This is a genomic window from Roseovarius litorisediminis, from assembly GCF_900172295.1.
Lineage (GTDB): Bacteria > Pseudomonadota > Alphaproteobacteria > Rhodobacterales > Rhodobacteraceae > Roseovarius > Roseovarius litorisediminis.
Map to the genome: position 1 here is coordinate 75,275 of NZ_FWFL01000008.1, position 24,610 is coordinate 99,884.

The following is a 24,610-nucleotide window of genomic DNA, read 5'->3' on the forward strand; positions in this document are numbered from 1 at the left end:
CCGAGTTCAATAAAGGCAAGACCCATGGCCGGAAAAGCCCAGGAACGACGCAAAGCGCTGCGCAAGAAACTGATTGATCTCGCAGAGGCGCATATCGCCTCAGACGGAATCGGTGCCGTGAAGGCCCGGGCTTTGGCGAAAGAGGCCAACTGCGCTGTCGGCGCCATCTACAACGTCTTTGACGATCTGCATGATATCGTGATCGCGGTGAACGGCCGCACGTTTCAACGTCTGGGTCAGGCTGTGGCCGACAGCCTTGTTGGTAAAGAGGCTGAAAGCCCCACCGACCAACTGATTACAATGTCTTACGCCTATCTCGAATTCGCTGCGGCCAACCCAAACCGCTGGCGCACTCTATTCGACGTGCAGATGTCAACCGAAATGGTCGTTCCCCAATGGTATCTGGACGAGCTTGAGCGCCTGTTTGGATTTATCGCCGGGCCGGTCAGCCGGTGTTTCCCCGAAATGTCGGCTGCTGATGTGGCGCTGATGACCCGCGCGCTTTTTTCATCGGTGCATGGAATTGTTCTGCTGGGATTGGAAAAACGCATCTCAGCCGTGCCGCCTGATCATCTCAGGCATATGATCGCCATGCTGCTCGTGAACGCAACTGGAAACAAATAATTTCCTGAACAACGTTCAAGTTTTTCATTGAACGTCGCTCAAGCTTTCCCATATCCAATTCATGAACATCGTTCAAAAAAGGAAAGCCGCAATGCTTAACACACTCCGAACTCTCTTTACCGCTGCCAGCGCCCGAGCCGAAGAACAGGTCCGCGATGTTTTCGCCCTTGATCTAATCGACCAGAAAATTCGCGAAACCGAGGCACAACTCAAAGCAGCCAAGGCCACGTTGGCCACGCTGGTTCAACGTCAGCGCAGCGAGGTCTGCATGCATGACGCGCTGACCGGTCGCATAGAAACCATGACACACCGTGCACAAAAAGCTTTGGACGATAATAACACCGACATGGCCAATCGTGCCGCCGAGGCCATCGCGATGATGGAAAACGAGACCCATCTTCGTCAGGACACCATCGACCGGCTTGAGACCCAAGCCAGCCGTCTGCGCGACTCGGTCGGGGCGGCCCATCGCCGGATAATCGACCTCAAACAGGGGGCCATCACCGCCAGAGCTATTCGCCGCGAACAGCAAATGCAAAAACGCCTGAATTCGACCATAGACAGCACCTCCAGCGCGGACGAAGCAGAAGATTTGATTGCTAAAGTTATCGGCCGCGATGACCCGTTCGAGCAGTCCCGGATTCTGGCCGAAATCAATGCCGATCTTTCCCATGATAAGCTGGACGAACGAATGGCGGCGCAAGGTTATGGTCCCGCCACCAAAGTCACCGCCAATGATGTTTTGGCCCGTCTGGAAAAAGACTGACCCCCACCCCCTGCCAACAGAAAGGAATTTTAAAATGTATAACAACGACAAACCCGACAACACGGTCATCATGATGTTCAACCTGGCCGGAGTTGCGGCTGCCTATGGGCTCCTTACCTTATCGCTCTACATGTCGCCTGACGTGCCACTTTCGACCAAGGGATTCTGGGGGATGGGCATCCTTATGCTGACGCTCAGCCTAGTGAACTTCGTCAAATACCGCTTCGACAACCAGGCGCGCATTGATCGCATTAACCGCATCGAAGAGGCGAAGAATGAAAAGCTGCTCGAGGATTACGTCGGCGACAACTATCCGGACGATAAGAAAGACCTCAGATAAATCGGGCTGCACACTTGCCGAATATCAATGGGCGGCCCGTTCTGAGCCGCCCATTTCTTTTGCCATATACATTCTGAATTTACAGAACACCAAAGCGAAACAGATAGATTTGGTGACCTACCCGACCACGTTGAATTCGGGGCCGTAGGGATAGCCGGTGATGTTCTCATTTCCGTCTGCAGTGATCACGAGAACGTCATGTTCGCGGTAGCCTCCGGCGCCTGGTTGACCGTCGGCAATAGTCAGCATCGGCTCCATCGAAATGACCATGCCGGGTTCGAGAACCGTGTCGATGTCCTCGCGCAGTTCAAGACCCGCCTCGCGCCCATAATAGTGGCTGAGAACCCCGAAAGAGTGTCCATAACCAAAGGTCCGGTATTGAAGCAGATCACGCTCGGCAAAGAAATCGTTGATCTTGTGAGTTACTTCCGCACAGCTGACGCCAGGCTTTAGCAGGCTCATGCCGTATTCATGCGCGGCTACGTTGGCTTCCCAGATCTTCAGGCTGGCGGGGTCCACTTCACCCACGAACATGGTCCGTTCCAGCGCCACGTAGTAGGCTGAAATCATCGGGAAGGTGTTCAGGCTCAGGATATCTCCACGCTGCAGCTTGCGCGCGGTTACCGGGTTGTGCGCCCCGTCGGTGTTGATGCCTGACTGGAACCAGACCCAGGTGTCACGGTATTCTGCGTCCGGAAAGACGCGGGCGATTTCCAGCTCCATCGCGTCGCGGCCCGCCATTGCCACATCAATCTCGCGGGTGCCTTCCTTGACGGCATCGCGGATTGCATATCCACCAACATCTGCAACTGCTGTGCATTTGCGGATCAGCGCAATCTCGGCGGCTGATTTATGCATGCGCTGGCGCATGGTGGCTTCATACAGGTCCACGGTTTTTGACGGGGCCAGGAACGCATCCAGCTTAGCCTTCTGCATCAGGCTCAGATGATCGCTCTCATAGCCAACGACTTTGCCCTCTCCAGTCACCGACCGGATCGCGCGCCAGTAATTGTCCCGCTGCCAGTCGGTATAGGTGATGTTATCGCAAAAACACCGCCGCCAGGGCTGCCCGGCATCAATGCCTGCCGAAATTGTTACGCATTCCTTTTGAGTGACAACCAGGGCGTATGGCCGGCCAAAGGCGCAATAGGTAAAGCCGGAGTAATACGAAACGTTGTGCATCGACGAGCAGACGATGGCGTCAACGCCGGTTTGCGCAAGGATTTTCCGCAGGCCCGCAAGGCGCGCTTCATATTCCGAGACGGCAAATTGCAGAACGGATTTTTCACCGTTGTGGAAACGGTAGAATTCCGGGCGCGCGGCACCCGCAAAGTTTTTGGATTCAGGATGTGCAGTCATTTAGTGACCCTCCTAGTTAAAGAAAGGTCCCGGCGTTCAGGACTGAGTGGGATATGGTCGGCCTTGACCCTTAATCAGGGCGGGCGACGCCATCGCCCTAGCCTGAATGCTTTCTTGCCCATCCCGCGCAATCTGGCAAGATGTTTCACGACACATTTGGGACGTTTTCAAACCATGCGCGCAAAAACTGGGGCCTTGAACCTGATCACTGATGTAACCGGCCTGCGGGTGGGCAATGCTACAAATGATATCGTCAAGACAGGTGTGACGGTTCTGCTGGGCGATGCGCCGTTCACCACCGGGGTGCATGTGATGGGCGGCGCCCCCGGATCCCGCGAAACGGATCTGCTGGCGCCTGACAAAACGGTCGAGCAAGTGGATGCTTTGGTTCTCTCAGGTGGCTCGGCTTTTGGCCTTGATGCGGCGTCCGGCGTGGCGGATGCACTGCGTGCACAGGGCCGTGGTTTTGCCGTGGGGGATCAGCGCGTGCCGATCGTACCCGGCGCGATCCTTTTTGATCTGCAGAATGGCGGTGACAAGAACTGGGTGGAAAATCCTTACAAAACACTTGGTGCTGACGCGCTGGCGCAGGCCGGTTCTCGCTTTGCGCTCGGGACTATTGGCGCGGGGTTTGGCGCGACGACTTCAAACTTCAAAGGGGGGCTCGGCTCGGCCTCGCTGGTGCTGCCTTCCGGGCAGACCGTGGGCGCGCTTGTGGCGGTTAATGCATTAGGGTCTGCAACCGTCGGTGATGGTCCGCATTTCTGGGCTGCCCCGTTTGAAATTGACGACGAATTCGGCGGCCTTGGCCCGGCGTCAAACTATCCCGACATGCAATTGCCCCCTACCAAGCTTGACCAGCATGCCAATACAACGATTGGCATCATCGCGACCGATGCCATGCTGACGCAGTCCCAGTGCACACGCCTTGCCACCGCCGCGCATGACGGATTTGCCCGTGCGCTGGTGCCGTCACACACCCCGATGGATGGCGATCTGATCTTTGCAGCCAGCACAGGGGAGATTGCCTTGCGAAGCCCGGTTGCCGACACGCTAATGCTGGGCCACGCCGCAGCAACATGCATGTCCCGCGCCATCGCCCGAGCGATCTTTCATGCGGCCCCAGCAGACACTGATACCCTGCCGTGCTGGTCGGTGCGCCATTCTTGATTCCACTTTACTTCAGATACTCGATAAACATTGCCTGCTGCGCAGGGTGTTGGCCTGGTATTTTCAATCATCAAATCAAGGTTCTGACCATTTCACTGTCGGAATCCTTCAGCGCGTCAATCACATCAAAATGATGGCGGCTCGCTTCTGTCACATGGTCCGCATTCCACGCCTTTGCCAGCCATCGGGCCTGATCCAGGAAGACCGGCCTCTCATCGGCACCTACCCAGACCGTTACCGGGATGTCTATTGGTTGCATCAGCGCCGGGCTTTCTGCTGTGGCCGCGGCCATATCCAGCCGGAAATCGGCATTCATCGACGTGTTCAGCAGAGGCCGCAGATCCGAGACCGGCGAAATCGGCATTGCGTGTTGTACGCGGGCGGCCACAGTTTCGGGCAAAACCCCCGCCACGCACATCCGCGCCACCAGATGCCCACCCGCAGAGTGGCCCGCCAGAATCACCGGCCCGTCAATCACATCAGCCACTGCCGTAACGGCGGTTGCAATCTGACGGGTGATATCCCCAATCGTCACTTCCGGACAAAGATCATACGACGGCATCGCCACTGCCCAGCCCCGCGCCAGTGGTCCTGTGGCAAAATGCGACCAGAATGTGCGATGAAACTTCAGCCAGTATCCGCCATGCACAAACACGCACAGGCCCTGCGGTGTGCCTTCCGGCAGGAAAAGGTCATAGGCCTGCCGTGCCGTAGGGCCATAGCTCACATCCAGCCTTGCTTGGCCTGCCGCTGACATCTGATCGCGAAACTTAGCCGCTTCGGCGGTCCAACGCTCGGGATAGGCGTCGGCCCCCGGTATATAAGGTGCATTGGCATAGGCATCGTCCCAATCCATGCGTCAATCTCCCTGCTGGTACTGGACAAGCCTAACGCAAGATGCTTTGGCTGTGCGAGACCAAATTTGAGGGGAGAATACCATGACTGCGACCAATCTGAAGTCACTGTTGAAAGACCCAAGCCTGCTGGCAGAACAGGCCTATTCGGACGGGCAGTTCATTGATGGCGAACATGGTACATTTGACGTGACCAATCCCGCCCGCGGCGACGTGATTGCCAAAGTGGCGGATATGTCGCGCACGCAGGTCGGCCAAACCATCGCCGCCGCCGAGGCCGCGCAAAAAGAATGGGCCAAATGGACCGGCAAGGAACGCGCGGCCGTGTTGCGCAACTGGTTCAACTTGATGATGGAAAATGCTGATGATCTGGCAACCATCCTGACCGCCGAACAGGGCAAACCTCTGGCCGAGGCCAAGGGTGAAATCGGCTATGGTGCCTCCTTTATCGAGTTCTTTGCAGAAGAGGCCAAGCGGATCTACGGCGAAACCATACCCGGCCACCAGCGCGACAAGCGCATTACCGTGATCAAGCAGCCCATCGGTGTCGCTGCCTCGATCACGCCATGGAATTTTCCCAACGCAATGATCACCCGCAAAGCCGCGCCTGCGCTTGCCGCCGGCTGCGCCTTTGTTGGCCGCCCAGCCGCCGAAACCCCGCTGTCAGCAACGGTCATGGGCGTTCTGGCCGAACGTGCGGGCATCCCCAAGGGGGTGTTCAACATCGTGACCTCGTCGCGTTCGTCCGAGGTGGGCAAGGAATTCTGCGAAAATCCTGCCGTGCGCAAGCTGACGTTTACAGGGTCCACCGAAGTGGGTCGCATCCTGCTGAAACAGGCCGCCGATCAGGTGATGAAATGCTCGATGGAACTGGGCGGCAACGCACCTTTCATCGTATTTGATGATGCCGATCTGGATGCCGCCGTGGAAGGTGCAATCATGTGCAAGTTCCGCAACAACGGCCAGACCTGTGTTTGCGCCAACCGGATTTATGTTCAGGCAGGTGTTTACGACGCCTTTGCCGAAAAGCTGTCGGCTGCTGTCTCCAAGATGAAAATCGGCGATGGTTTGGACGAGGGCACCTTGCTCGGTCCGCTCATAAACTCTGATGCTATCGTCAAGGTGCAAGAACATGTTGCCGATGCCAAAGCAAAAGGCGGCAAGGTCATACTGGGCGGTGGCGAGCCTGTTCAGGGCGAAGGATATTTCCTTCCGCCCACCATCGTCACGGGCTGCACGCAAGACATGCAAGTCGCAACCGATGAAACCTTTGGCCCGATGGCACCACTCTTCAAATTCGAGAACGAGGATGACGTGATCGCCATGGCCAATGACACGATCTTTGGTCTGGCGTCATATTTCTATGCCAAGGACCTTTCGCGCGTCTACAAAGTGGCTGAGGCGCTGGAATATGGCATCGTCGGCGTCAACACCGGCATTATCTCAACCGAGGTCGCTCCGTTTGGTGGCGTCAAGCAATCCGGCCTTGGCCGCGAAGGCAGCCATCACGGCATCGAAGATTACCTTGAGATGAAATACATCTGCATGTCGGTCTGAAATAGCCAGCGGAACGAATACAAACCGGGGCCGCCATGGCCCTGGTTTTTTTGTGGCTAAATCATTTTTGTTGCCAATCAGAAGGCCCCACATCAAGGTTTATTGGCAGGAAACAAACCATATGGGAACAAGATGAAAGTGAATGGCGGCTGTTTGTGCGGTCTTGCTACATACGAAGCCGAGATTGATCCTGGTCTGGTCGCGATTTGCCACTGTCGTGATTGTCAGGTGAATTCTGGTTCCGCCTATGGCGTCGTTGCCGGTGTCATTGGTGGAAATTTTCGTTTGCTTACCGGAAAGCTCAAAGAATACGAAAAGACCGCCGAAAGCGGGCGTGTCAGAAAATTAAGTTTCTGCCCCGAATGTGGCACTCGCATTCATGCCAGAACCAAGGGCGACCCGACTGCTTTTTTTGGTCTGCGGGTGGGGACAATCGAGCAACGTGAACAGTTGCAACCCAGCCTTCAGGTGTGGTGCAAATCGGCCCAAAACTGGGTCTTCGACCTGTCGGCGATTGAACGTTACGACACACAGAAAACATAGGCTGTCACGCTAGGATCATTGCCTTGTGCTGATCCAGATAAATCCGAATCCAGGGCGTAAAAATCAGGGGCGCGGCCTGAATGTCATCTGCCAATGCAGAAAATGTGGTCCAGCGGGTATCCATCACCTCATCGGAGTTTGGTGTCACCTCAAACGGTGCGGGCACTTTCAGGACAAAGATATCAACCTCTTCGTGCTCGATCATGCCGCCACCTACATCCGCGCGGTAACTTACATGACCGCGATGTTGCGGTGCGGCATCCTTGATGTTCAGTTCCTGCTCTAACCGGCGAACAGCGCAATCAAAGGGGCTTTCATTCCAGTTGGGATGCGTACAGCAGGTATTCGCCCACAAACCAGGTGTGTGATATTTTCCAAGCGCGCGTCTTTGCAACAGGGTCTGGTCGCCAGCAATAGCGAAAACCGAAACCGCTTTGTGTCGAAGTCCGCGACGGTGCACATCCAGCTTTTCAACCGGCACCAGCATTTCGCCATCCCAGGCGGGGATCAGATCAGGCATGGGTCCTCCTGCCAAGTCGTTACATCAGCGCCAATCTTACTGATGGTTATGGCGCCCCTTACCGCAATCTGGCAGCTACGGAAACCGGCAACCCGCCAGCCATCGAATGTGGATGCAAAATGCCCCGCAAAGGCATGTCTTTGCGGGGCCACTGTTTTGTGCAAAAGCCATGTAAGGTCTGTACAAACCTTACAACACGGATCAGTTGACGGCTTTGGCCTCGACCAAGTCTTTTTCGACGGTATCGCCGGTCAGAATATCGATCCGGCGGGGTTTAAGCGCCTCGGGCACTTCACGCACAAGATCGATATGCAGCATGCCATCGGCATGGCTTGCACTTGTCACGCGCACATGGTCGGCCAGCTGGAAACGACGCTCGAATGCGCGGGTGGCAATACCGCGGTGCAGATAGGTTTTATCGCCATCTTCGTCGGCCTTGCGGGCCGACACGACGAGCGCGCCTTCTTTCACTTCAACTGCCAGATCGGTGTCGGAAAACCCGGCCACGGCAATTGAGATGCGATAGGCATCATCCGAGATTTTTTCAATATTATACGGGGGGTAGGTTGGTTGGGAGACGTCGCTGGACAGGACACGGTCCATCATGTCCGCAATCTGGTCAAAACCAACAGTTGCCCGGTAAAGCGGGGCAAGATCAAAGTTTCGCATGGGTCATCCTCCATCTGAGCGATACCTGTTTACATGCCTTCCCTTTGGGGACAGGCCAACGTCGCCCGGCCCACGATGTAGCGCCGGACAAAAGTTATTTAGAAAGCCGTCGGGCAGGTTTCAAGGTGCAGCGCACTGCTTTCAACTCTCATTTGGTTTAGGCGGCCTGGCGAATTTTGCACCCAATGTGGATCAGTCGCGTGGTACACCTATCCGCTGTGATTTTGCTTGTTTCAGTGGCGCTTTGGGCTGCGCCCGCAAGTCACGCTTAAGCCGATCGACAAGCGGGGCCAGGTCCATTCCGTATGCCCTTGGCGATCCACCACCCACATTGCCGCCGCTGATAAGCGACAATATCCGTGCACGGCCCCCTTCACGCACAAAAACAGGGGCGCCAGACGACCCAAAGGTGATATTGCAATCAAAGGCCATCAATCCCTTTCCCCGGCCTAGCAGGCCACAATCGCGTTGCCAGGAAAGCGCGTTATCGCGACCACGCCCATATGAAACGACACTGACCCGCTGCCCTTTATTTACCTCACGGCGCAGTGCAAATGGCGCGGCCTCTGATGACGAAATTGGTTGAGATAACTTCAAAAGTGCTGCGTCAAATCGAATGGTCTCAGCGCTGAAACCCAATGCAGGATTATAAGATTGATGTGCGGCGACATTCGAGACTTCACGCTCGGCAATTGCGACGCCATCACGCAAGCCTGCACGAAACTTCACCTCAGCGGCAGACACCTGCGAACCACCGGGACCGTAAACACAATGTGCCGCGGTCAGTACCAGATCAGGCGCAATCAGCACGCCCGTGCAATAGGCATCATCGCCGATTTCTATCCGACCCACAGCCTCCCATCCGAACAGATCATCCCTGTCGGTCAAACGGATCAAGCCGCTGCCATCTGCCTGTGCCGTTAAAGCAGTGCAAAAAAAAGCCGCGCTTGCCACGAGGGCCGCAGTTGTTTTGTTATAAAAGCTCATGGCTTGGAAAATTTGGCGCCCGTATTGCGACGCTCTCCGCTGGAAAACATCTTGGGTGCCGCATCCTGAAATACGCCTTCACCGGCATCCAGTGCCGCCTGCAGTATTTCCATAGGTTTTTCAAGTTGGGTGCCTAGAGACACCTTTCGACCGTCAACCTCGGCCATGGCTGAAACAACAGAAACCACCCGGGCTTCACCGCCTTCAAAGGAAAAAATAGGGGCTCCAGACGATCCGTAGTCAACATCGCACGACATAACCAGAACACCGTTTTGACGGGCGAGGACATCGCAGACCTCTTGCAACGATGGCGCCTCAGAGCGATCACGGGCATAGCTGACCACGCCGATACGCTGGCCCTTGCGCGGCCGGTGATCTGTCTTGAAGGGTATAACACTGGTATTGTTGATCGGATGATGCAGCTCCAGCAACGCAACGTCATTGCGCACCCTGTCCGATGTGACATCAGCATTATAGTCGTAATCAGGGTGCTTCACCGCCCGGCGCACCCAACGATAGGCCGACGCGCGGCCATTGCGCCAGCCGGCCAGAAACTCTATTTTTTCGGGGTTAACGCGTTTTCCGGTGGTTTTGTCAAACAAGCAATGCGCCGCCGTCAGAACAAGATTGGGCGCGACAAGAGCGCCGGTGCAAAATCCACGACCATTTATATCAAGCCGGCCCACTGCCTCCCATTTCTTTCCGTCGTCACCGGTATCAAGTCGTTTCAAACCGGTATTTTCGGCCCAGGCAAAGCTGCAGGCCAGGATCAACGAAACTGACAGACAAAAAAAACGTACCATTGCTACTCCGCTGAAATTCACCGTCTGAGTATCAGCGGTATTAGGCGAAAATAGGGCGGTTAGCGCAGGATTGGAACCTCTGGTGCAGCCCTGGTCATGGCTGGGGGTACAGGACCGCCTGTTGCCCAATCCAACAACTCAACCGTATGGACTATTGGTACTTTGGTGGCACCACCAATCTGCATCATGCAACCGATGTTTCCTGCAGCAATCACTTCTGGCAATTTTGCTTCCAGCGTTTTCACCTTGCGCACCTTTAACTGTTTCGAAATTTCAGGTTGCATCAGGTTATAGGTGCCCGCGCTACCGCAGCACAAATGGCTGTCTGCTGGCTCTACCACGGTGAAACCGGCGCGCTTCAACAAATCCTTGGGAAAGGTCTTGATCTGTTGGCCATGCTGCAACGAACAGGCCGCATGATAGGCCACGGTCAGTTTTTTGTCTGCGCTTTCCGGTAGATTCAGCTGCATCAGAAGCTCTGAGACATCCATGGAAATCGCTGACACCCTTGCGGCATCCCCGGCAAGCTGATCGTTTCGGAACATGTGACCATAATCCTTGACCGTCGTGCCGCAGCCGCTGGTGTTGATCACGATGGCATCCAGACCCGCGCCATCCATTTCGCGCGTCCAGGCTTTGATGTTCTTGGCCGCTGTCCGGTGGCTTTCACCGGATTTGCCCATGTGGTGTGTCAACGCCCCGCAACATCCAGCACCTTCGGCCACAACCACTTCGCAACCCAATCGGGTCAACAGGCGGATGGTGGCATCGTTGATATCGGTATTTAGCGCCTTTTGCGCACAGCCTGTCATCAACGCCACCCTTTTTCGACATTCGCCCTGCGGCGCAAAGCTTTGTGGGTCATCATTACGACTAACGGGCGGCACCTGCTTCGGCGCCATTTCCAGCATGGCACGCAGGCGAGCGTCGGGCATCAAACGCGCGAAGGGCCGACCGATTTTTGCCCCCAGCAACGCCAACCGGAACCGCGTTGGATAGGGCAGGATTTTCGACAAAACCCAGCGTAACATGCGATCACTCAAAGGCCGCTGATAACGTTGTTCTATATATTCTCGAGCGTGGTCTACCAGATGCATGTAGTGCACGCCCGAGGGGCAAGTTGTCATGCAGGCCAGACAACTGAGGCACCGATCTATGTGCTTGACCGTTTTCGCATCCGGGTCACGATCATTTTCCAGCATGTCCTTGATCAGATAGATGCGGCCACGGGGGCTGTCCAACTCGTCACCTAGCACCTGGTAGGTCGGACAGGTCGCAGTACAAAAACCGCAGTGTACACAGGCACGCAGAATCTCGTTCGAGCGGGCTATGCCTGGGTTCTTCAGTTGGTCAGGCGAAAATTCTGTCTTCATCCGTGTGTCACCATTCGCGCCTGAAATTTCCTGAAACGGGGCATCGTTGATGTAATAGCACTCATGCTAAAGAACTGTGGCCGCAAAAAGAGTTTCATGCCACCTGCCCCATCAATCCCGGGTTAAAAAGGCCTTTGGGATCAAATTGCTGCCTTAGTCCACGGTGCAACCCGGCAACCGCAGGGGCCAATGGGGTGAATGCCCCCACAGAATACCCGCCGCGGACCAGCGTTGCATGCCCGCCTTTTGTGGCGACTGCCTGACGAATTTCAGATGCAGCCAGTTCGGAATTGCCGGGCACAAGCAGCCAGATCAGACCGCCGCCCCAATCATAAATGGCCTCAACCCCGGAAAAGTTATTCACAATTTCCGGGGCGTCGCTTGGCTTGACCGACAATCGCCACACGTCGCCATCACGATTGTGGAAGGGCACCACATCGCGCACCCATTGCCATCCGGCCGTGGTGCGGTTTTGGTCATTCTCGACTGTGAACTTACCGAATTCAGACAAAACCTCTTGCAACTTGGCCGCTCTGTACGCGACTGAATTTTCAAAACCTTCAAGCCGGATCATGGTGACCGGATCACCATCCACCCCCTTTTGCAGGTGCGCCGCACCCGTGATTTCATAGGGTGAGCCCAGGGCACGGCTCAATGCCTTGACCGCCTGTTCGTCAGACAAACCTTCAAGAAGAAGGACGCCGGTTGAGCGCGATTTGGGCAGCACCTTCAGCGACACTTCGGTCAGCACACCAAGCGTACCAAAACTGCCCGCCATCAGTTTGACAAGATCGTAGCCGGTAACATTTTTCATCACCCGCCCGCCATTCTTGATGATACGCCCCTGTCCATCGACAAAGCGGACACCCAACAGGAAATCACGGCAAGCACCCGCCTGGATACGACGCGGACCGGATACATTCGCGGCCACAACACCGCCGATGGTGGGCGTCCCTTTTGTATTCAGAAGACCGCGGTGATCCATCGGCTCGAATGCCAATCGCTGGCCTTCGGCATCCAGAGCGGTTTCAATTTCGGCCAGCGGCGTGCCCGCCTTGGCCACCAGTGTCAGGGCGCCCGGCTCGTAAAGCTCTATACCCGAGATACCGGTTGTTGTGAGGCATGGGCAGTTTAACGGCGCGCCAATCGGGCGTGTTCCGCCACCCTGAATACGTAAAGGCGTATCGGCCTTTGCGATGATCTTGGCCAGTTCAGCCTCGTTTTTAGGGGTCAACATGGGGCGTATCCTCTGGACAGATCAGGCCGCTTGCTCTCGGCGTGTGTCCGAAGCCTGCAACGGAAATACCTTGGCCGGGTTCAGCAACCATTTTGGATCAAACACATCTTTGACTGCCATCTGAATATCCAGATCATCTGGCGCGTACTGGTGCACCATCAAATCGCGTTTTTCGATGCCCACACCGTGTTCGCCGGTCAGACACCCCCCTACCTCGACACATAATTTCAGGATATCTGCGCCAAAGGCCTCGCACAGTTCCAGATCTCCGGGTTTGTTTGCATCAAACAGGATCAGCGGATGCATATTGCCATCCCCTGCATGAAACACGTTGCCCACGCCCAGCCCGTACTCTTTGCTCATCTCACCAATTCGTTTCAGTACATGAGGCAACTGGCTCACCGGTATCGTGCCATCTAGGCACATGTAGTCATTGATCTGCCCCATGGCACCAAAAGCCGATTTACGGCCCAGCCAGATTTTGGCACTTTCATCAGCTGATTTGCTTTCGCGTAATTCGACCGGGTCATGGCGGCGGGCGATTTCAAGAATAATTTCAAGCTGTTCATCGATCTCGGCCTCGCTGCCCTCAACCTCGACGATCAAAAGCGCTTCGCAATCCGGATAACCCGCGTGGGCAAAAGCCTCAGTCGCGCGGATGCAGGGGCGGTCCATGAATTCAATGGCCACCGGCAATACACCGGCCTTGATAATGTCAGACACACAAGCGCCCGCAACTTCGTTGCTGTCAAACCCGATCAGAACCGGCCGCGCCCCTTCTGGTTTACGCAGGATGCGCAGGGTTGCTTCGGTCACGACACCAAGCTGCCCCTCAGAGCCACAGATCAGGCCAAGCAGGTCAAGGCCTTCAGCATCCAGATATGCGCCACCTATTTCGGTGATGGTGCCGTCCATCAACACCATGGTCACACCCATCAGATTATTGGTGGTCACACCATATTTTAGACAATGCGCACCACCGGAATTCATTGCGATGTTACCTGCAATAGCACAGGCCAGCTGACTGGATGGATCAGGCGCGTAGAAGAACCCCTGTTCTTCGACAGCGCCGGTAACAGAAAGGTTGGTACGCCCGGTCTGAACCCTGATAAACCTATTTTCGTAATCTGTTTCAATGACTTCGTTCAGTCGGGCCACGCCAATGATTACACTGTCGGCTGTGGGCAGAGCGCCACCGGCCAGCGATGTGCCCGAGCCGCGGGGCACGACAGGAACGCCCATCTCGTGGCAAATGCGTAAAACGTCCGACACTTCCTGAGTACTGGAGGGCAATACTGCCGCAAGAGGCGCGCATCTGTAAGCCGTCAGCGCATCGCATTCATAGACACGCGTCTCGGATGGGTCTGAAATAACAGCGTCATGCGGCATAACTTCTTGCAATCGCGATACTAATTCAGCCTTACGGGACAGTATAGCAGGATTGGGCTGTGGCATTTCCATATCGGCACCCCTCAATATTGGTAAATAAATATAACCAATTTTTGCATCTGGCAAGATAAACCTTCAGGCGATAACGTACCTGCATGGATTGGCTCACCCGTTTTTCATACTTCACTCTGATTGATTTTGCATCTCTTGTCTTGTTATTCGGCAGTTGGGCAGTGATCGGTTTTCTCATTGATAATGCGCCGGAAAACCGCCCATCGGTGTCGGTTTTAATGGCTCAGTACCGGCGGGACTGGATGATCGAAATGGTGTCGCGGGATCCACGTATATTTGATGCGCAGATATTGGCTACTCTAAGGCAGGGCACCTCGTTTTTTGCATCGGCGACGATGATAGCTATTGGCGGGTGCCTGGCACTTTTGGGCAATCTTGAACGGCTGATCGGTATAGCGACCGAACTTACGCAAGAGCAGGATCCAGCCATTGTCTGGGAGGTCAAGGTACTGGTAATTCTTGTTTTTCTTACGAACGCCTTTCTAAAGTTCGTCTGGTCAAACCGGTTGTTCGGATATTGCGGGGTGTTGATTGCAGCGGTCCCCAATGACCCTAAAAACCCGCTTGCACTTATCCGGGCGGAAAAGGCTGGCGAGATCAATATCACCGCTGCGCGGGGCTTTAACCGGGGTTTGAGATCGGTTTATTTTGGTTTGGCAACAGCGGCTTGGCTGCTTGGACCTGAGGCGCTTATCGGGACGACCCTGATCACCTGTCTGGTGCTGCTGAGACGCGAGTTTGCGTCACGGTCACGTCACGTTTTGATGAGGCCGGAATATGACAACAGCCACACACAGACGTGACTCCAGATTCCTGCCAAGACCTGTATAGTGCGCCGCATGAGACACTTTATCCTTGCAATAGCCGGACTTTGCTTCGGTTCACAGGTCTGGGCATCAGAGCCACAAGTAGTTGATGTTAAAGTATCAAAATCGGGCATGGTTTGGCAGGTATCGGTTACACTCAAACACGATGACACGGGATGGGACCATTATGCAGATGGCTGGGAAGTGCTGGATTCCGATGGGAATCAGCTGGGTTTCCGCAAGCTTCTGCACCCGCATGTCCATGAACAGCCATTTACAAGATCGTTGAATGATCTGATCGTGCCCGATGGCACGCGCGAGATTTTTATCAAGGCGCGATGCTCGGTCGACGAATGGTCCGATGAGATGATCCGCGTGGCCCTGTCACCCTGACCAATATTTTGTACGTTTCGTACGTTTTGTACGTGGATTTCGTACGAAATTTTTTCCCGTTTACGACCCCGGCATACGTCTGATCGTATGGCACGAAAAAAGCAGGCTCAGCGCCGCCCTTCTCGCAACCATCCCCCGATCGTCAGCGCCGCGACCAGCGCGAGTACCAGCCATACCGGTAAAAGCGGTAACTGGGTGACACTGCGCGTTTCATAAGCACCGCGCGGCGTGATGCCGATCCACCCGCGCCCAGAAGCCGGGCGCCCGGCACGAACCGCGCGAATGCGCGGCAGGCCATCGGCCAGGGCCATCACCCCGCCACCAGTCTGATCAATCAGCGGCATCAGGGCGTCAGCGCTGGCGATTGTCTGTTCAAATTCGACCGGCGCCGCCGGGCCTAGACCAATCACCGCAGACTGGTCACCGCTGGCAAGCCTGTAAAGACCAATCTCGGGCCCATCATAAAGCGCCTCGAACTGGCCCGGAGATTCTTCGGTCAACTCCACCTCAACCTCTTCGCCCGACGGCGTTGTGACGGTTACCGATCCAACGTCCGGTGACAAAGACCGACGAATGATGCGCATCTGCTGACCAGTGGCTTCGGCCCAAAGCGCCTCTTCCTCAAGCTCTGGTTCTTTCATCATCCAATGGGCCAGCCGACGCAGCAGTTCCAACTGCGGACCGCCGCCTTCGTAGCCGCGGCTCCATAACCATGCGTGATCTGACGCAAGCAGCGCCACACGCCCTTCGCCTACACGGTCAAGCACCAGCAGAGGGCGATCATCTGCGCCGGTCATAACCATCTGGCCGCTTTCCTGTTCCAGCTCAATCTGGCGCAGCCAGCGACCCCAGCCGCCTTCATCTTCGGTCTGCAAACCGGCGGTGACGGGATGGCGCTGACCCAGATCCGTGACCTTGGGGCGATAGCTTTCTTCCAGCACCCGGGCGGTGGGGCGGGCGGGCATGATGGATGAAATCGGTGTACGATAGAGACTGTCAGCGCTGGCGAAATCGGGGCCAGCGGCAATCAGAACCGCGCCGCCCTTTTCAACGTACTGGCGGACGTTATCGAGATAGATCGACGGCAGGATGCCGCGCCGTTTGTAACGGTCAAAGATAATCAGATCAAAATCGTCGATCTTTTCAAGGAACAGTTCGCGGGTCGGGAAGGCGATGAGAGACAGTTCGCGCACCGGCACGCCATCCTGTTTCTCGGGCGGTCTGAGAATCGTGAAATGCACCAGATCGACCGAGCTGTCGGATTTCAGCAGGTTGCGCCAGGTTCTCCCGCCCGGATGCGGCTCGCCCGAGACCAACAAGACCCGCAGCCGGTCGCGCACGCCATTGATCTGGACCAACGCGGTGTTGTTGCGGTCAGTCAGTTCGCCTTCGGCGTTGGGCGTGGTGAACTGGAGCACGTTGCGCCCACCATGGGGCAGGCTGACGGGTAGTTCGATGGTTTGGCCCAAAGGAACACTGAACCGTTGTGCAGGTTCCCCATCAACCGAGATGTCGAGCGGTACGTTGACGGTCCCCCGGGGGGCGGCGCCTTCATCATCAATCCGCAGGGTCATGGTGATCTCTTCACCAAGAATGGCAAATGCCGGGGCATTGTCGATTCTCAGCCGCCGGTCCCAATCGCCTTTGCGCCCGGTATGTAGCAAGTGCAGCGGGGCAGGCAGATCAGGCGCGTTTTCAAGATCGTGCACGCGACCATCGGACAAAAGGATTGTTCCGGCAATGCGTGCGCGTGGTTCTTCTGCCAAAGCCTCGGAGAGGGCCGTCATAGCCTGGGTACCGGCATTGTCGGCACCGTCGGGTACGGTGATGCGGCGAACTTCGGTGTTGTCGCGGGCGGCGATTCTGGCCGCCAGCGCGTCAGCCGCGGATACGGTCATGGCAGCGCGATCAGCCAGTTTCTGGCTGGCGCTTTCGTCTTCGACCAGCAGGACGATATCAGTCAGCGGTTCGCGGTCTTCCTGCTGAAAGACAGGGTCTGTCAGGGCCGCCAGTATCACCATCGCTGCCAACGCACGCAAGGCCCAGCCCGACAGGCCGCGCCACAGCGCCAGCGCGATCCCCGAAAGGGTCATGCCCGACAAAACGGCAATCAACCACCAGGGCAGAAGCGGGTCAAAGACGATGCTTGTGGTCATTGTCCCAACCTGTCGAGAAGGGCGGGTACATGTACCTGATCGGATTTGTAATTGCCCGTCAGTACATGCATCACCAGATTTACACCAAAGCGATAAGCCAGTTCGCGCTGCCGCTCGCCTGCATACCCGCGGCCCACGGGGAACATCGGGTTGCCACTTGAATCAATGGCCCAGGCCGAAGCCCAGTCATTGCCACCGATCACTACAGGTGTGACACCATCATTGAGGTTTCGAAACGGCATACCTTCGATCTTTTCAGCATCGGGCGGGGCCGCTTCCACCCAGACGCGGCGACCGGTGTGGCGACCCGGGAAATCCTGCAAAAGGTAAAAGGTGCGGGTCAGGACGTGATCCTCGGGCAGGGGCTCAAGCGGGGGAATGTCCAGTGGCGCGGCCAGACGTTGCAGTTTGGCGCCATTGGGCGAGGCCGCGCCAAAACCCGCGATATCGGCGTCGCGCGTGTCAAACAGGATCATGCCTCCGGTGCGCAGGTAGGCGTTCAGTTTGGCATAGGCCTCGGCCGAGGGGGTTGGCTGATCCGGTGTAATCGGCCAGTAGAGCAGCGGATAGAAGGCCAGTTCGTCGGTTTCAAGGTCAATGCCGATAGGCTCTGCCGGTTCAACCGAGGTTCGGAAGAACAAGGTACGCCCTAACCCTGCCAACCCGGAGCGGACCGTATTGTCGATCTGGGCATTACCGGTGAGCACATGGGCCAGCACCACCTCTGATGTGGCAAGGATGGCCTTGTCATCCTGCGCCTGTCCAGGGTCGGGCAGCATCAGCGCAGTCAGAATTATCAGCGCCGCACGCGCGGGCAACAGGCGGCCCGACAGCGCTAGCGAGGCCAGAATATCCCCCATCAGCAGCACCAGCGCCAGTGCCAGAAGCCAGCCGCCAAGCGGGGCTTCGGCGGGCCGGGTCAGGCCAGTCACGGGGATGCGGGCGGGCCAGGCGGCGGGCTCGAGCACCGCATCCGGGCCCAGTACATTGCGGGCAATGCGGCGGTCAGGGCCATCATAAAGCCCCGGGTGCAGGTCGGGGCCGATATCGTCAGACACCAGACGATCCCCGGCCACACCCGGCAGGTTGCCGGCATCAATGAGCTTGCCAAATCCATCCAACACCCGAACAGGTTGCCATGTAGTGCCTGCCAGATCCTGCGCTTTGGGTTGCGCCACGGCCGACGAAACCGCAAGCCTTTCCAGCATTTGTACAAAAAGGCCCGATAGTGGCAGCGACGACCATTCGGCATTGGCGGTGACATGAAAAAGCACGACCTGACCATCGCCCACGCGTTTGCGTGTGACCAGCGGGGTGCCATCAGAAAGCTGGGCGATGACGCGGTCGGCCAGCGTCGGGTCGGGCTGGGCCATGACCTGTGCGCTGACGGTGACATCATCCGGAATAGCAAGCCCGTGAAACGGGCTGTCCTCAGCAAAGGGCGCCAGTGCTTTCGGCTCTCCCCAGCTCATGGCGCCGCCGACCATACGACCTCCGACGCGCAGGCGGACGGGCATAAGCGGGGCCTCGTCGGTGCGTGATACATCGCTGGCGGCAAGGCGCGGCCCGGCAAAACGCAACAGCATGCCGCCCTTGGCTGTCCAGTCCAGAAGCGCGGTTTGTTCGCCCCCTGACAGGGTCGCAACATCGGCCAGAACGATCACATCAGGATTGGCGGGCAGGATATCCATCAACGCGCCATCCAGCAGATCGGCAGTGGGTATCAGTGCCTGTTCCAGATAGTGCAGCGGCGAAAGCAATTCGAGCCCTTCGCGGTCGTCACGGCCCGCAATCAACGCGACTTCACGACGCTTGAGGCTGTCATCAGTCAGGGTGATCGCCCCGGCATGAGATTGCCCGGCGATTTCAAACCGCGAGACACGCGCGCGCAGTTCGGCGGGAAGGGACAGATCGCCAGACGTCTGCCTGGCATCTGTGTCAAAGCTAAGCGGCAAGGTGGCCAGAAGGCGCTGTACACCGGCGGGATCACGGCCATGGGCCTCGATGGTGATATCGCGGGACGCGCCCGGCTGAACGCGATGCGCAGTCACGCGCAGGGCGCCGTCGACCAATTCGACCGGGGCCATCGCCAACACCGGACGAGGGCTTTGGTATACGCTGACCGGGCCGCGCGCCTCGAGGGCCGAGAGCAGCTGTTCGCGGCCTAGATGGGATAAACCATCAGAAAACCAGCGGGTTTCAAAATCGTCGGACCCAAGGGTTGCCGCAACGCGGGCCATCATGCCGGGGGTGGCAGCCCATGGACGAGGCGCGACGCCCGACAGGCGGCTGCGCCAGGCCTCGGCAGACTGAAAAACAGGCTCTTCGGGTTCGGACAGGCGCAATAGCGCTACCGGGCGTCCCTGACGGCCCGCTTCGGCCAGCATGCCATCCAGAAGGTCACGCTGCGTCGGCCAGTCACGGGCGCTGGCCCAACTGGCATCAAGCAGAATGAGCAACGGCCCGCGCGAGGCTTCGGCCCCGTCATCCTGCGGGTTCAGTACCGGCCCGGCCAGCCCGATGATCACGGCGGCCACGGCCAGCATCCTGAGCAGCAAAAGCCACCACGGTGTGCGGTCGGTGACGCTGTCATCATCCTTGAGACCAAGCAAAAGCGCCACTCCGGGGAACCGCCGCCGAAGCGGCGCAGGCGGCACCGCGCGCAGAATGATCCACAGGATCGGCAGCGCGGCAAGGGCGGCCAGCAGCCAGGGCGTGGCAAATCCTATGGGGCCAATCATCATCGTCCCATGCTCCGGTCAAAGGCACGGTAGAGCCAAAGTAGCGCGGATTGCGGGCTGTCGCTGGTGTGATGCAACCCGTATTGCCAACCCGTGGCCGCGCAGATCGCGCGCAGTTCGGCCTTACGCTCGGCCAGACGTTCAAGATAACGGTCGCGCAGGGCGTTGGCCTTGAGGGTTTCGTGCGCAAGCGTTCCGGCGACGCTTTCGAATATCGTGCGGCCACGGTAGGGAAAGGCCTCTTCCGCCGGATCAAGGACTTGCATCAGAACGCCTTGCACCCCGCGATCGGCAGACGAGGTTAGCGCGGTCCGCACCGGATCGACGTTGCCCATGAAATCCGAGACAAACAGGGCTCGACCATGGGATTGCATCCCGCGCATGTCAGGGCTGCCGTAATCTGCATCGCTTTCCCTGACAAGCACCTCGGCCAGCCGGGTGATCTGGGCGTTGCCGCGCCGGGGCGGCAGCGTGCCCGTTATGCCCACACGTTCTCCGGCGCGGTTCAGCAGCACGGCAACAGCCAAAGCCAGCAGGCGGGCGCGGTCAGATTTTTGGGGCAGGTTGTCGTCGGATGAAAAATTCATCGATGCGGAATTGTCGACCCAGAGCATCACGCTTTGCGCGATCTGCCATTCGCGTTGACGGACATATTGCATGTCACTGCGTGCCGAACGACGCCAGTCGATATGACGCCGCGAATCCCCCGGCTGTACCGGGCGATATTGCCAGAAATCATCGCCCAGACCCGAACGCCTGCGCCCGTGTTCCCCCAGCAGAACCGCCCCGGCCAAATGTTCCGCGCGTGCCAGAAGCGGCGGCAAACGCGCAGCTTCGGCCTCGGCCCGGGAACGAAGGGGGGCGATGGGGAGTGTCACGCGGCAACCTCGATCCGTGTAATGGTGCGAACGGTTTCATCAATCAGGTCGCTCAGACTGTCGCCGCGTGCCCGCGCAGCAAAATTCAGTGCCATGCGGTGAATCAAGACCGGCTGCGCCATAACGGCCACATCATCCAAATCGGGCACCAACCTCCCTTGCAGCATGGCCCGTGCCCGCACCGTCAGCATCAGCGCCTGAGCCGCGCGCGGCCCCGGTCCCCAGGCAACGGTTTCACGCACCCTCTCACTGGCTGACGTATCCTCGGGGCGGAAGGCACGCACCAGATCAAGGATGGTTTCCATGACCTGTTCGCCCACGGGCATGCGACGCAACAGGTTTTGCGCCTCGATCAGTTCGGCCGCGGTAAAGACCTGATGTGAGGTTTCTTCGGTGGCGCCAGTAGTGGCGATCAGGATGTCACGCTCGGTGTCGCGGTCTGGGTACGGCACGTCGATTTGCACAAGAAACCGGTCAAGCTGTGCCTCGGGCAAGGGATAGGTGCCTTCCTGTTCGATCGGATTTTGTGTGGCCAGCACGTGAAACGGCGCGTCAAGCGGGCGGTCCTGTCCGGCGACGGTCACCTGACGTTCCTGCATGGCTTGCAACAGCGCCGACTGGGTGCGCGGGCTGGCGCGGTTGATCTCGTCGGCCATCAGAAGCTGACAAAAAATCGGGCCGGGAATGAATTTGAATGCGCGGGTGCCGTCGGCACCGGTTTCCAGCACTTCTGAGCCCAGAATATCTGCTGGCATCAAATCAGGCGTGAACTGAATGCGATTGCCGTTGAGCCCCATCACGGTCGAAAGCGTTTCAACCAGCCGGGTTTTTCCCAGCCCCGGCAGGCCGATCAGCAAACCGTGGCCGCCGCACAAAAGCGCCGACAGCGCCAGATCCACAACCCGCTCCTGCCCGATGAAGCGACGGGTGATCGAGGCGCGGGCCTGTGCCAGTTTATCCTCAAGCGCGTCGATCCCCGCAAGCAGGTCGGCATCATCGGTCATGGCAAAACTCCTGTTGAAACTATATCGTTAGAGTAGAGTGTATAGCGTGCAGCGGAAATGGCAAAAGCAATGAGCAAAGAATCCATCACGACACCGTCAGCCGAAGGGATTGCGGCCTCGGCCCGGGCGGCCAAGGGCAAGGGCCTGCCGCCGGTTCATCTGTGGAACCCGCCGTTTTGTGGCGATCTGGATATGCGGATCGCACGGGATGGCACGTGGTTTTACCTGGGCACACCGATCGGGAGGCCCGAACTGGTGCGGTTATTCTCCACCATTCTGCGGCGCGACGGGGATGATTATTTTCTGGTCACACCGGTTGAAAAGGTGGGAATCACTGTGGATGATGCGCCGTTTGTGGCGGTGGATTTTGAGGTGAAAGGCGACGGTGAGGCACAGAAGTTGGTGTTTGAGACCAACGTGGGCGATCATGTGATGGCCGGGCCGGACAACCCTATCCGGGTGGTGCGCGACCCCGAGACCGGTGAACCGTCGCCTTATGTACTGGTGCGCGCCAATCTTGAGGCCCTGATTGATCGCAAAAGTTTTTACCGTCTTGTCGATATCGGCACGCATCATGACGGCTGGTTCGGGCTTTGGTCGGGGGGCGCGTTTTTTGGCGTGATTCCGTCAGATGAATTACCGGAGGGCTGAGGTCATGGGAAAACCGATTGCGGTAATTGTGGGGGTCGGCTCGGGTCTGTCGGCGTCTTTGGCCCGGCGGCTAAGCGATGAAGGGTATGTGCTGGTGCTGGCGGCACGGGATACTGACAAGCTGAGCGCTTTGGCCGATGAGACGGGCGCCAGTATCGTGGCGATGGAGGCCACCGACCCATCGGCGATGGCGGCGTTGTTTGATGGTTTGGAGACTGCACCGGACGTGGCGATCTATAATCCTTCGGCCCGCGTGCGAGGCCCGATTGCCGAGGTGGACGCAGACGAGGTGCGCCGGGCGCTGGAGGTAACGGCCTATGGTGCGTTTCTGATGGGTCAGGCGGCGGCGCGGCGGATGCTGGAGACCAAAGCGGATGTGCGTGGCACGATTCTGTTTACCGGCGCGTCGGCAGGGGTAAAGGGATTTGCGCAATCGGCCAGCTTTGCGATGGGCAAGTTTGCGCAACGCGGTCTGGCGCAGTCGATGGCACGAGAGCTGCATCCAAAGGGCATCCACGTGGCATGGATCAATATAGACGGCATGATCCGCAATCCGGGGCGGGTGGAACCGGCAGACCGGCCGGACAGCATGCTGGATCCAGACGCGATTGCCGGAGCCTATCTCAACCTGATCCGGCAGGACCGGTCGGCATGGACAGACGAGATAACCTTGCGACCGTGGGTCGAGTCGTTCTGAACGGGATTGGCATGGATTTCATTCCCCCTGCGAGACGCCGATAAGGTTGGGTGTCGGGCAGGTTTCGGCCAAAGGCTCCATCTCGACTGTGGTGTGGTGGATGTTGAACCGATCAGCCAAAAGCGCCTTTATCGCAGCGCGCAATGACAAGGCGTCAGAGCCGGGCTCCATCACCACATGCGCCTGAAACGCGGTCTCATGTTCCTGCATCCGCCACAAGTGCACTGCATGGACGTCTGACACGCCAGGCAATCCCCGCAGCGCGCCGATCACATCCTCCAGGGGCGGGCGGTCAGGGCTGCCCAGCATTAGCACCTGCAAAACCGGGCGTATCCCCTGCCCTGCATGCCACAGGATGTAGCCTGCGATCAGGAAGGTAGCGATCGGATCGGCCAGTCTCCAGTCATAGAGCAGGATCAGGATCCCCGTGACGATGACCGCAACCGAGCCCATGGCATCGGCCAGATTATGCAGGAAAGCGGCGCGGATGTTCATGCTGTCGCGCGACATCGAATGGATCAGCAGCGCGGTTGCCACATCCACCACCAGTGCAGCTGTGGCGACAATCACCACGGGCCAGCCGGCCACCTCGACCGGGTTCAGCAATCGCCCTACCCCTTCGGCCAACAGATAGAATGCGATGACGATAAGGGTGGTGTAGTTGATCAATGCCGCCACCACTTCGGCCCGGCCATAGCCAAAGGTCATGTTGGCATCGGCAGGGCGGCGTCCAATACGACGGGCGAAAAAGGCGATGACCAGCGACAGCGCATCGCTGAGATTGTGAATCGCGTCGGCAATCAGCGCCAGTGATCCCGACAACACCCCGGCCACGATCTGCACCAGCGTCAGCAGCAGATTGGCAGCAACCGCCCAAGCCACCCGTCGGTCGCCCTCTATCTGGGTGTGGTGGTTATGGTGGTGTCCGCCCATGTGCCCTGCCTTTCAGGGATGAAGGTAGGGAGCGGAACAAGCCCTGTAAACCGAACGGGTCAACAAATGGCAACTGCCACTCGTCCGG

The 24,610-nt window shown here is 57.8% G+C and carries 24 protein-coding genes; 10 read left to right on the forward strand and 14 right to left on the reverse strand.

Annotated features, from left to right (window positions below; all coding sequences use genetic code 11):
• Positions 1–24: 24 nt before the first annotated feature.
• The 3 genes from PEL8287_RS14995 (at position 25) to PEL8287_RS15005 (ending at position 1,730) form a co-directional block, all read left to right on the forward strand.
• The gene (locus tag PEL8287_RS14995) at positions 25–624 is read left to right on the forward strand and encodes a TetR/AcrR family transcriptional regulator (RefSeq protein ID WP_085893246.1); all 600 of its coding nucleotides are present in this window, start codon (positions 25–27) and stop codon (positions 622–624) included.
• A gap of 91 nt (positions 625–715) precedes the next feature.
• A complete protein-coding gene (locus PEL8287_RS15000) occupies positions 716–1,390 on the forward strand; it encodes a PspA/IM30 family protein (protein WP_085893247.1) in 675 nt (224 codons plus the stop codon).
• Between the two features lie 34 nt (positions 1,391–1,424).
• Entirely contained in the window at positions 1,425–1,730 is a 306-nt protein-coding gene (locus PEL8287_RS15005; RefSeq protein WP_085893248.1) for a YiaA/YiaB family inner membrane protein, read from the forward strand.
• A 117-nt stretch (positions 1,731–1,847) separates the two neighbouring features.
• Here the strand turns inward: PEL8287_RS15005 and PEL8287_RS15010 are convergent, their stop codons facing one another.
• Entirely contained in the window at positions 1,848–3,089 is a 1,242-nt protein-coding gene (locus PEL8287_RS15010) for an aminopeptidase P family protein (protein WP_085893249.1), read from the reverse strand.
• Positions 3,090–3,263: 174 nt separating this feature from the next.
• Between PEL8287_RS15010 and PEL8287_RS15015 the strand changes: the two genes are divergently transcribed.
• Positions 3,264–4,259: a P1 family peptidase gene (locus PEL8287_RS15015; protein WP_085893250.1), complete on the forward strand. Its 996-nt coding sequence runs from the start codon at positions 3,264–3,266 to the stop codon at positions 4,257–4,259.
• Between the two features lie 70 nt (positions 4,260–4,329).
• Here the strand turns inward: PEL8287_RS15015 and PEL8287_RS15020 are convergent, their stop codons facing one another.
• On the reverse strand, positions 4,330–5,115 hold the full coding sequence (locus PEL8287_RS15020) for a hormone-sensitive lipase (protein WP_085893251.1): 786 nt from the start codon (positions 5,113–5,115) through the stop codon (positions 4,330–4,332).
• An 82-nt stretch (positions 5,116–5,197) separates the two neighbouring features.
• On the opposite strand from PEL8287_RS15020, the gene PEL8287_RS15025 reads away from it, so the two are divergent.
• On the forward strand, positions 5,198–6,670 hold the full coding sequence (locus PEL8287_RS15025; RefSeq protein WP_085893252.1) for an NAD-dependent succinate-semialdehyde dehydrogenase: 1,473 nt from the start codon (positions 5,198–5,200) through the stop codon (positions 6,668–6,670).
• A gap of 132 nt (positions 6,671–6,802) precedes the next feature.
• On the forward strand, positions 6,803–7,213 hold the full coding sequence (locus tag PEL8287_RS15030; RefSeq protein ID WP_085893253.1) for a GFA family protein: 411 nt from the start codon (positions 6,803–6,805) through the stop codon (positions 7,211–7,213).
• A 4-nt stretch (positions 7,214–7,217) separates the two neighbouring features.
• On the opposite strand, the gene PEL8287_RS15035 is transcribed toward PEL8287_RS15030, so the two are convergent.
• The 7 genes from PEL8287_RS15035 to PEL8287_RS15065 all read right to left on the reverse strand — a co-directional run bounded on the left by PEL8287_RS15035 (position 7,218) and on the right by PEL8287_RS15065 (position 14,263).
• Positions 7,218–7,733, reverse strand: a complete 516-nt coding sequence (locus PEL8287_RS15035; RefSeq protein ID WP_085893254.1) for an isopentenyl-diphosphate Delta-isomerase — start codon at positions 7,731–7,733, stop codon at positions 7,218–7,220.
• A 201-nt stretch (positions 7,734–7,934) separates the two neighbouring features.
• Positions 7,935–8,402 carry an Hsp20 family protein gene (locus tag PEL8287_RS15040; RefSeq protein WP_085893255.1) on the reverse strand — a complete coding sequence of 156 codons (468 nt, stop codon included), beginning with the start codon at positions 8,400–8,402 and terminating at the stop codon, positions 7,935–7,937.
• 192 nt (positions 8,403–8,594) lie between these two features.
• Entirely contained in the window at positions 8,595–9,299 is a 705-nt protein-coding gene (locus PEL8287_RS15045; RefSeq protein WP_235862315.1) for a trypsin-like serine peptidase, read from the reverse strand.
• An 86-nt stretch (positions 9,300–9,385) separates the two neighbouring features.
• Positions 9,386–10,192 carry a trypsin-like serine peptidase gene (locus tag PEL8287_RS15050; protein WP_085893257.1) on the reverse strand — a complete coding sequence of 269 codons (807 nt, stop codon included), beginning with the start codon at positions 10,190–10,192 and terminating at the stop codon, positions 9,386–9,388.
• A 59-nt stretch (positions 10,193–10,251) separates the two neighbouring features.
• Positions 10,252–11,565 (reverse strand): glycolate oxidase subunit GlcF, encoded by a 1,314-nt coding sequence (gene glcF / locus PEL8287_RS15055; RefSeq protein ID WP_085893258.1) that lies wholly within the window; start codon positions 11,563–11,565, stop codon positions 10,252–10,254.
• A gap of 94 nt (positions 11,566–11,659) precedes the next feature.
• Positions 11,660–12,799 carry a glycolate oxidase subunit GlcE gene (glcE, locus tag PEL8287_RS15060; protein ID WP_085893344.1) on the reverse strand — a complete coding sequence of 380 codons (1,140 nt, stop codon included), beginning with the start codon at positions 12,797–12,799 and terminating at the stop codon, positions 11,660–11,662.
• 24 nt (positions 12,800–12,823) lie between these two features.
• A complete protein-coding gene (locus PEL8287_RS15065; protein WP_085893259.1) occupies positions 12,824–14,263 on the reverse strand; it encodes an FAD-linked oxidase C-terminal domain-containing protein in 1,440 nt (479 codons plus the stop codon).
• Positions 14,264–14,346: 83 nt separating this feature from the next.
• Between PEL8287_RS15065 and PEL8287_RS15070 the strand changes: the two genes are divergently transcribed.
• Together PEL8287_RS15070 and PEL8287_RS15075 are read left to right on the forward strand one after the other, a co-directional pair.
• Positions 14,347–15,066 (forward strand): DUF599 domain-containing protein, encoded by a 720-nt coding sequence (locus tag PEL8287_RS15070; protein WP_085893260.1) that lies wholly within the window; start codon positions 14,347–14,349, stop codon positions 15,064–15,066.
• Positions 15,067–15,201: 135 nt separating this feature from the next.
• On the forward strand, positions 15,202–15,462 hold the full coding sequence (locus PEL8287_RS15075) for a hypothetical protein (protein ID WP_235862316.1): 261 nt from the start codon (positions 15,202–15,204) through the stop codon (positions 15,460–15,462).
• 107 nt (positions 15,463–15,569) lie between these two features.
• Here the strand turns inward: PEL8287_RS15075 and PEL8287_RS15080 are convergent, their stop codons facing one another.
• The 4 genes from PEL8287_RS15080 to PEL8287_RS15095 are packed head-to-tail and all read right to left on the reverse strand — an operon-like array spanning position 15,570 to position 22,241.
• Entirely contained in the window at positions 15,570–17,618 is a 2,049-nt protein-coding gene (locus PEL8287_RS15080; protein ID WP_085893262.1) for a hypothetical protein, read from the reverse strand.
• Positions 17,615–20,362: a DUF4159 domain-containing protein gene (locus PEL8287_RS15085; protein WP_085893263.1), complete on the reverse strand. Its 2,748-nt coding sequence runs from the start codon at positions 20,360–20,362 to the stop codon at positions 17,615–17,617. The genes PEL8287_RS15080 and PEL8287_RS15085 overlap by 4 nt, the downstream gene beginning before the upstream one ends.
• A complete protein-coding gene (locus PEL8287_RS15090; RefSeq protein ID WP_139837824.1) occupies positions 20,359–21,237 on the reverse strand; it encodes a DUF58 domain-containing protein in 879 nt (292 codons plus the stop codon). Before PEL8287_RS15090 ends, PEL8287_RS15085 begins: the two co-directional genes overlap by 4 nt.
• Complete coding sequence (locus PEL8287_RS15095; protein WP_085893264.1) at positions 21,234–22,241, reverse strand: AAA family ATPase; 1,008 nt, start codon at positions 22,239–22,241, stop codon at positions 21,234–21,236. Before PEL8287_RS15095 ends, PEL8287_RS15090 begins: the two co-directional genes overlap by 4 nt.
• A gap of 69 nt (positions 22,242–22,310) precedes the next feature.
• Here PEL8287_RS15095 and PEL8287_RS15100 point away from each other — a divergent pair, with 69 nt between their 5' ends.
• Together PEL8287_RS15100 and PEL8287_RS15105 are read left to right on the forward strand one after the other, a co-directional pair.
• Positions 22,311–22,892: a DUF1285 domain-containing protein gene (locus PEL8287_RS15100; protein ID WP_085893265.1), complete on the forward strand. Its 582-nt coding sequence runs from the start codon at positions 22,311–22,313 to the stop codon at positions 22,890–22,892.
• Between the two features lie 4 nt (positions 22,893–22,896).
• The gene (locus PEL8287_RS15105) at positions 22,897–23,589 is read left to right on the forward strand and encodes an SDR family NAD(P)-dependent oxidoreductase (protein ID WP_085893266.1); all 693 of its coding nucleotides are present in this window, start codon (positions 22,897–22,899) and stop codon (positions 23,587–23,589) included.
• An 18-nt stretch (positions 23,590–23,607) separates the two neighbouring features.
• Here PEL8287_RS15105 and PEL8287_RS15110 read toward each other — a convergent pair whose 3' ends face one another.
• Positions 23,608–24,522: a cation diffusion facilitator family transporter gene (locus PEL8287_RS15110; protein WP_085893267.1), complete on the reverse strand. Its 915-nt coding sequence runs from the start codon at positions 24,520–24,522 to the stop codon at positions 23,608–23,610.
• Positions 24,523–24,610: the final 88 nt, after the last annotated feature.

Coding starts and splice junctions, on each gene's coding strand:
- PEL8287_RS15080 (WP_085893262.1), bottom strand. CDS start 17,618: ATGACCACAAGCATCGTCTTTGACCCGCTTCTGCCCTGGTGGTTGATT.
- glcF (WP_085893258.1), bottom strand. CDS start 11,565: ATGAAGACAGAATTTTCGCCTGACCAACTGAAGAACCCAGGCATAGCC.
- PEL8287_RS15025 (WP_085893252.1), top strand. CDS start 5,198: ATGACTGCGACCAATCTGAAGTCACTGTTGAAAGACCCAAGCCTGCTG.
- PEL8287_RS15050 (WP_085893257.1), bottom strand. CDS start 10,192: ATGGTACGTTTTTTTTGTCTGTCAGTTTCGTTGATCCTGGCCTGCAGC.
- PEL8287_RS15000 (WP_085893247.1), top strand. CDS start 716: ATGCTTAACACACTCCGAACTCTCTTTACCGCTGCCAGCGCCCGAGCC.
- PEL8287_RS15100 (WP_085893265.1), top strand. CDS start 22,311: ATGAGCAAAGAATCCATCACGACACCGTCAGCCGAAGGGATTGCGGCC.
- PEL8287_RS15095 (WP_085893264.1), bottom strand. CDS start 22,241: ATGACCGATGATGCCGACCTGCTTGCGGGGATCGACGCGCTTGAGGAT.
- PEL8287_RS15085 (WP_085893263.1), bottom strand. CDS start 20,362: ATGATGATTGGCCCCATAGGATTTGCCACGCCCTGGCTGCTGGCCGCC.
- PEL8287_RS15105 (WP_085893266.1), top strand. CDS start 22,897: ATGGGAAAACCGATTGCGGTAATTGTGGGGGTCGGCTCGGGTCTGTCG.
- PEL8287_RS15075 (WP_235862316.1), top strand. CDS start 15,202: ATGGTTTGGCAGGTATCGGTTACACTCAAACACGATGACACGGGATGG.
- PEL8287_RS15070 (WP_085893260.1), top strand. CDS start 14,347: ATGGATTGGCTCACCCGTTTTTCATACTTCACTCTGATTGATTTTGCA.
- PEL8287_RS15005 (WP_085893248.1), top strand. CDS start 1,425: ATGTATAACAACGACAAACCCGACAACACGGTCATCATGATGTTCAAC.
- PEL8287_RS15035 (WP_085893254.1), bottom strand. CDS start 7,733: ATGCCTGATCTGATCCCCGCCTGGGATGGCGAAATGCTGGTGCCGGTT.
- PEL8287_RS15065 (WP_085893259.1), bottom strand. CDS start 14,263: ATGGAAATGCCACAGCCCAATCCTGCTATACTGTCCCGTAAGGCTGAA.
- PEL8287_RS15040 (WP_085893255.1), bottom strand. CDS start 8,402: ATGCGAAACTTTGATCTTGCCCCGCTTTACCGGGCAACTGTTGGTTTT.
- PEL8287_RS15110 (WP_085893267.1), bottom strand. CDS start 24,522: ATGGGCGGACACCACCATAACCACCACACCCAGATAGAGGGCGACCGA.
- PEL8287_RS15015 (WP_085893250.1), top strand. CDS start 3,264: ATGCGCGCAAAAACTGGGGCCTTGAACCTGATCACTGATGTAACCGGC.
- PEL8287_RS14995 (WP_085893246.1), top strand. CDS start 25: ATGGCCGGAAAAGCCCAGGAACGACGCAAAGCGCTGCGCAAGAAACTG.
- PEL8287_RS15030 (WP_085893253.1), top strand. CDS start 6,803: ATGAAAGTGAATGGCGGCTGTTTGTGCGGTCTTGCTACATACGAAGCC.
- PEL8287_RS15010 (WP_085893249.1), bottom strand. CDS start 3,089: ATGACTGCACATCCTGAATCCAAAAACTTTGCGGGTGCCGCGCGCCCG.
- PEL8287_RS15020 (WP_085893251.1), bottom strand. CDS start 5,115: ATGGATTGGGACGATGCCTATGCCAATGCACCTTATATACCGGGGGCC.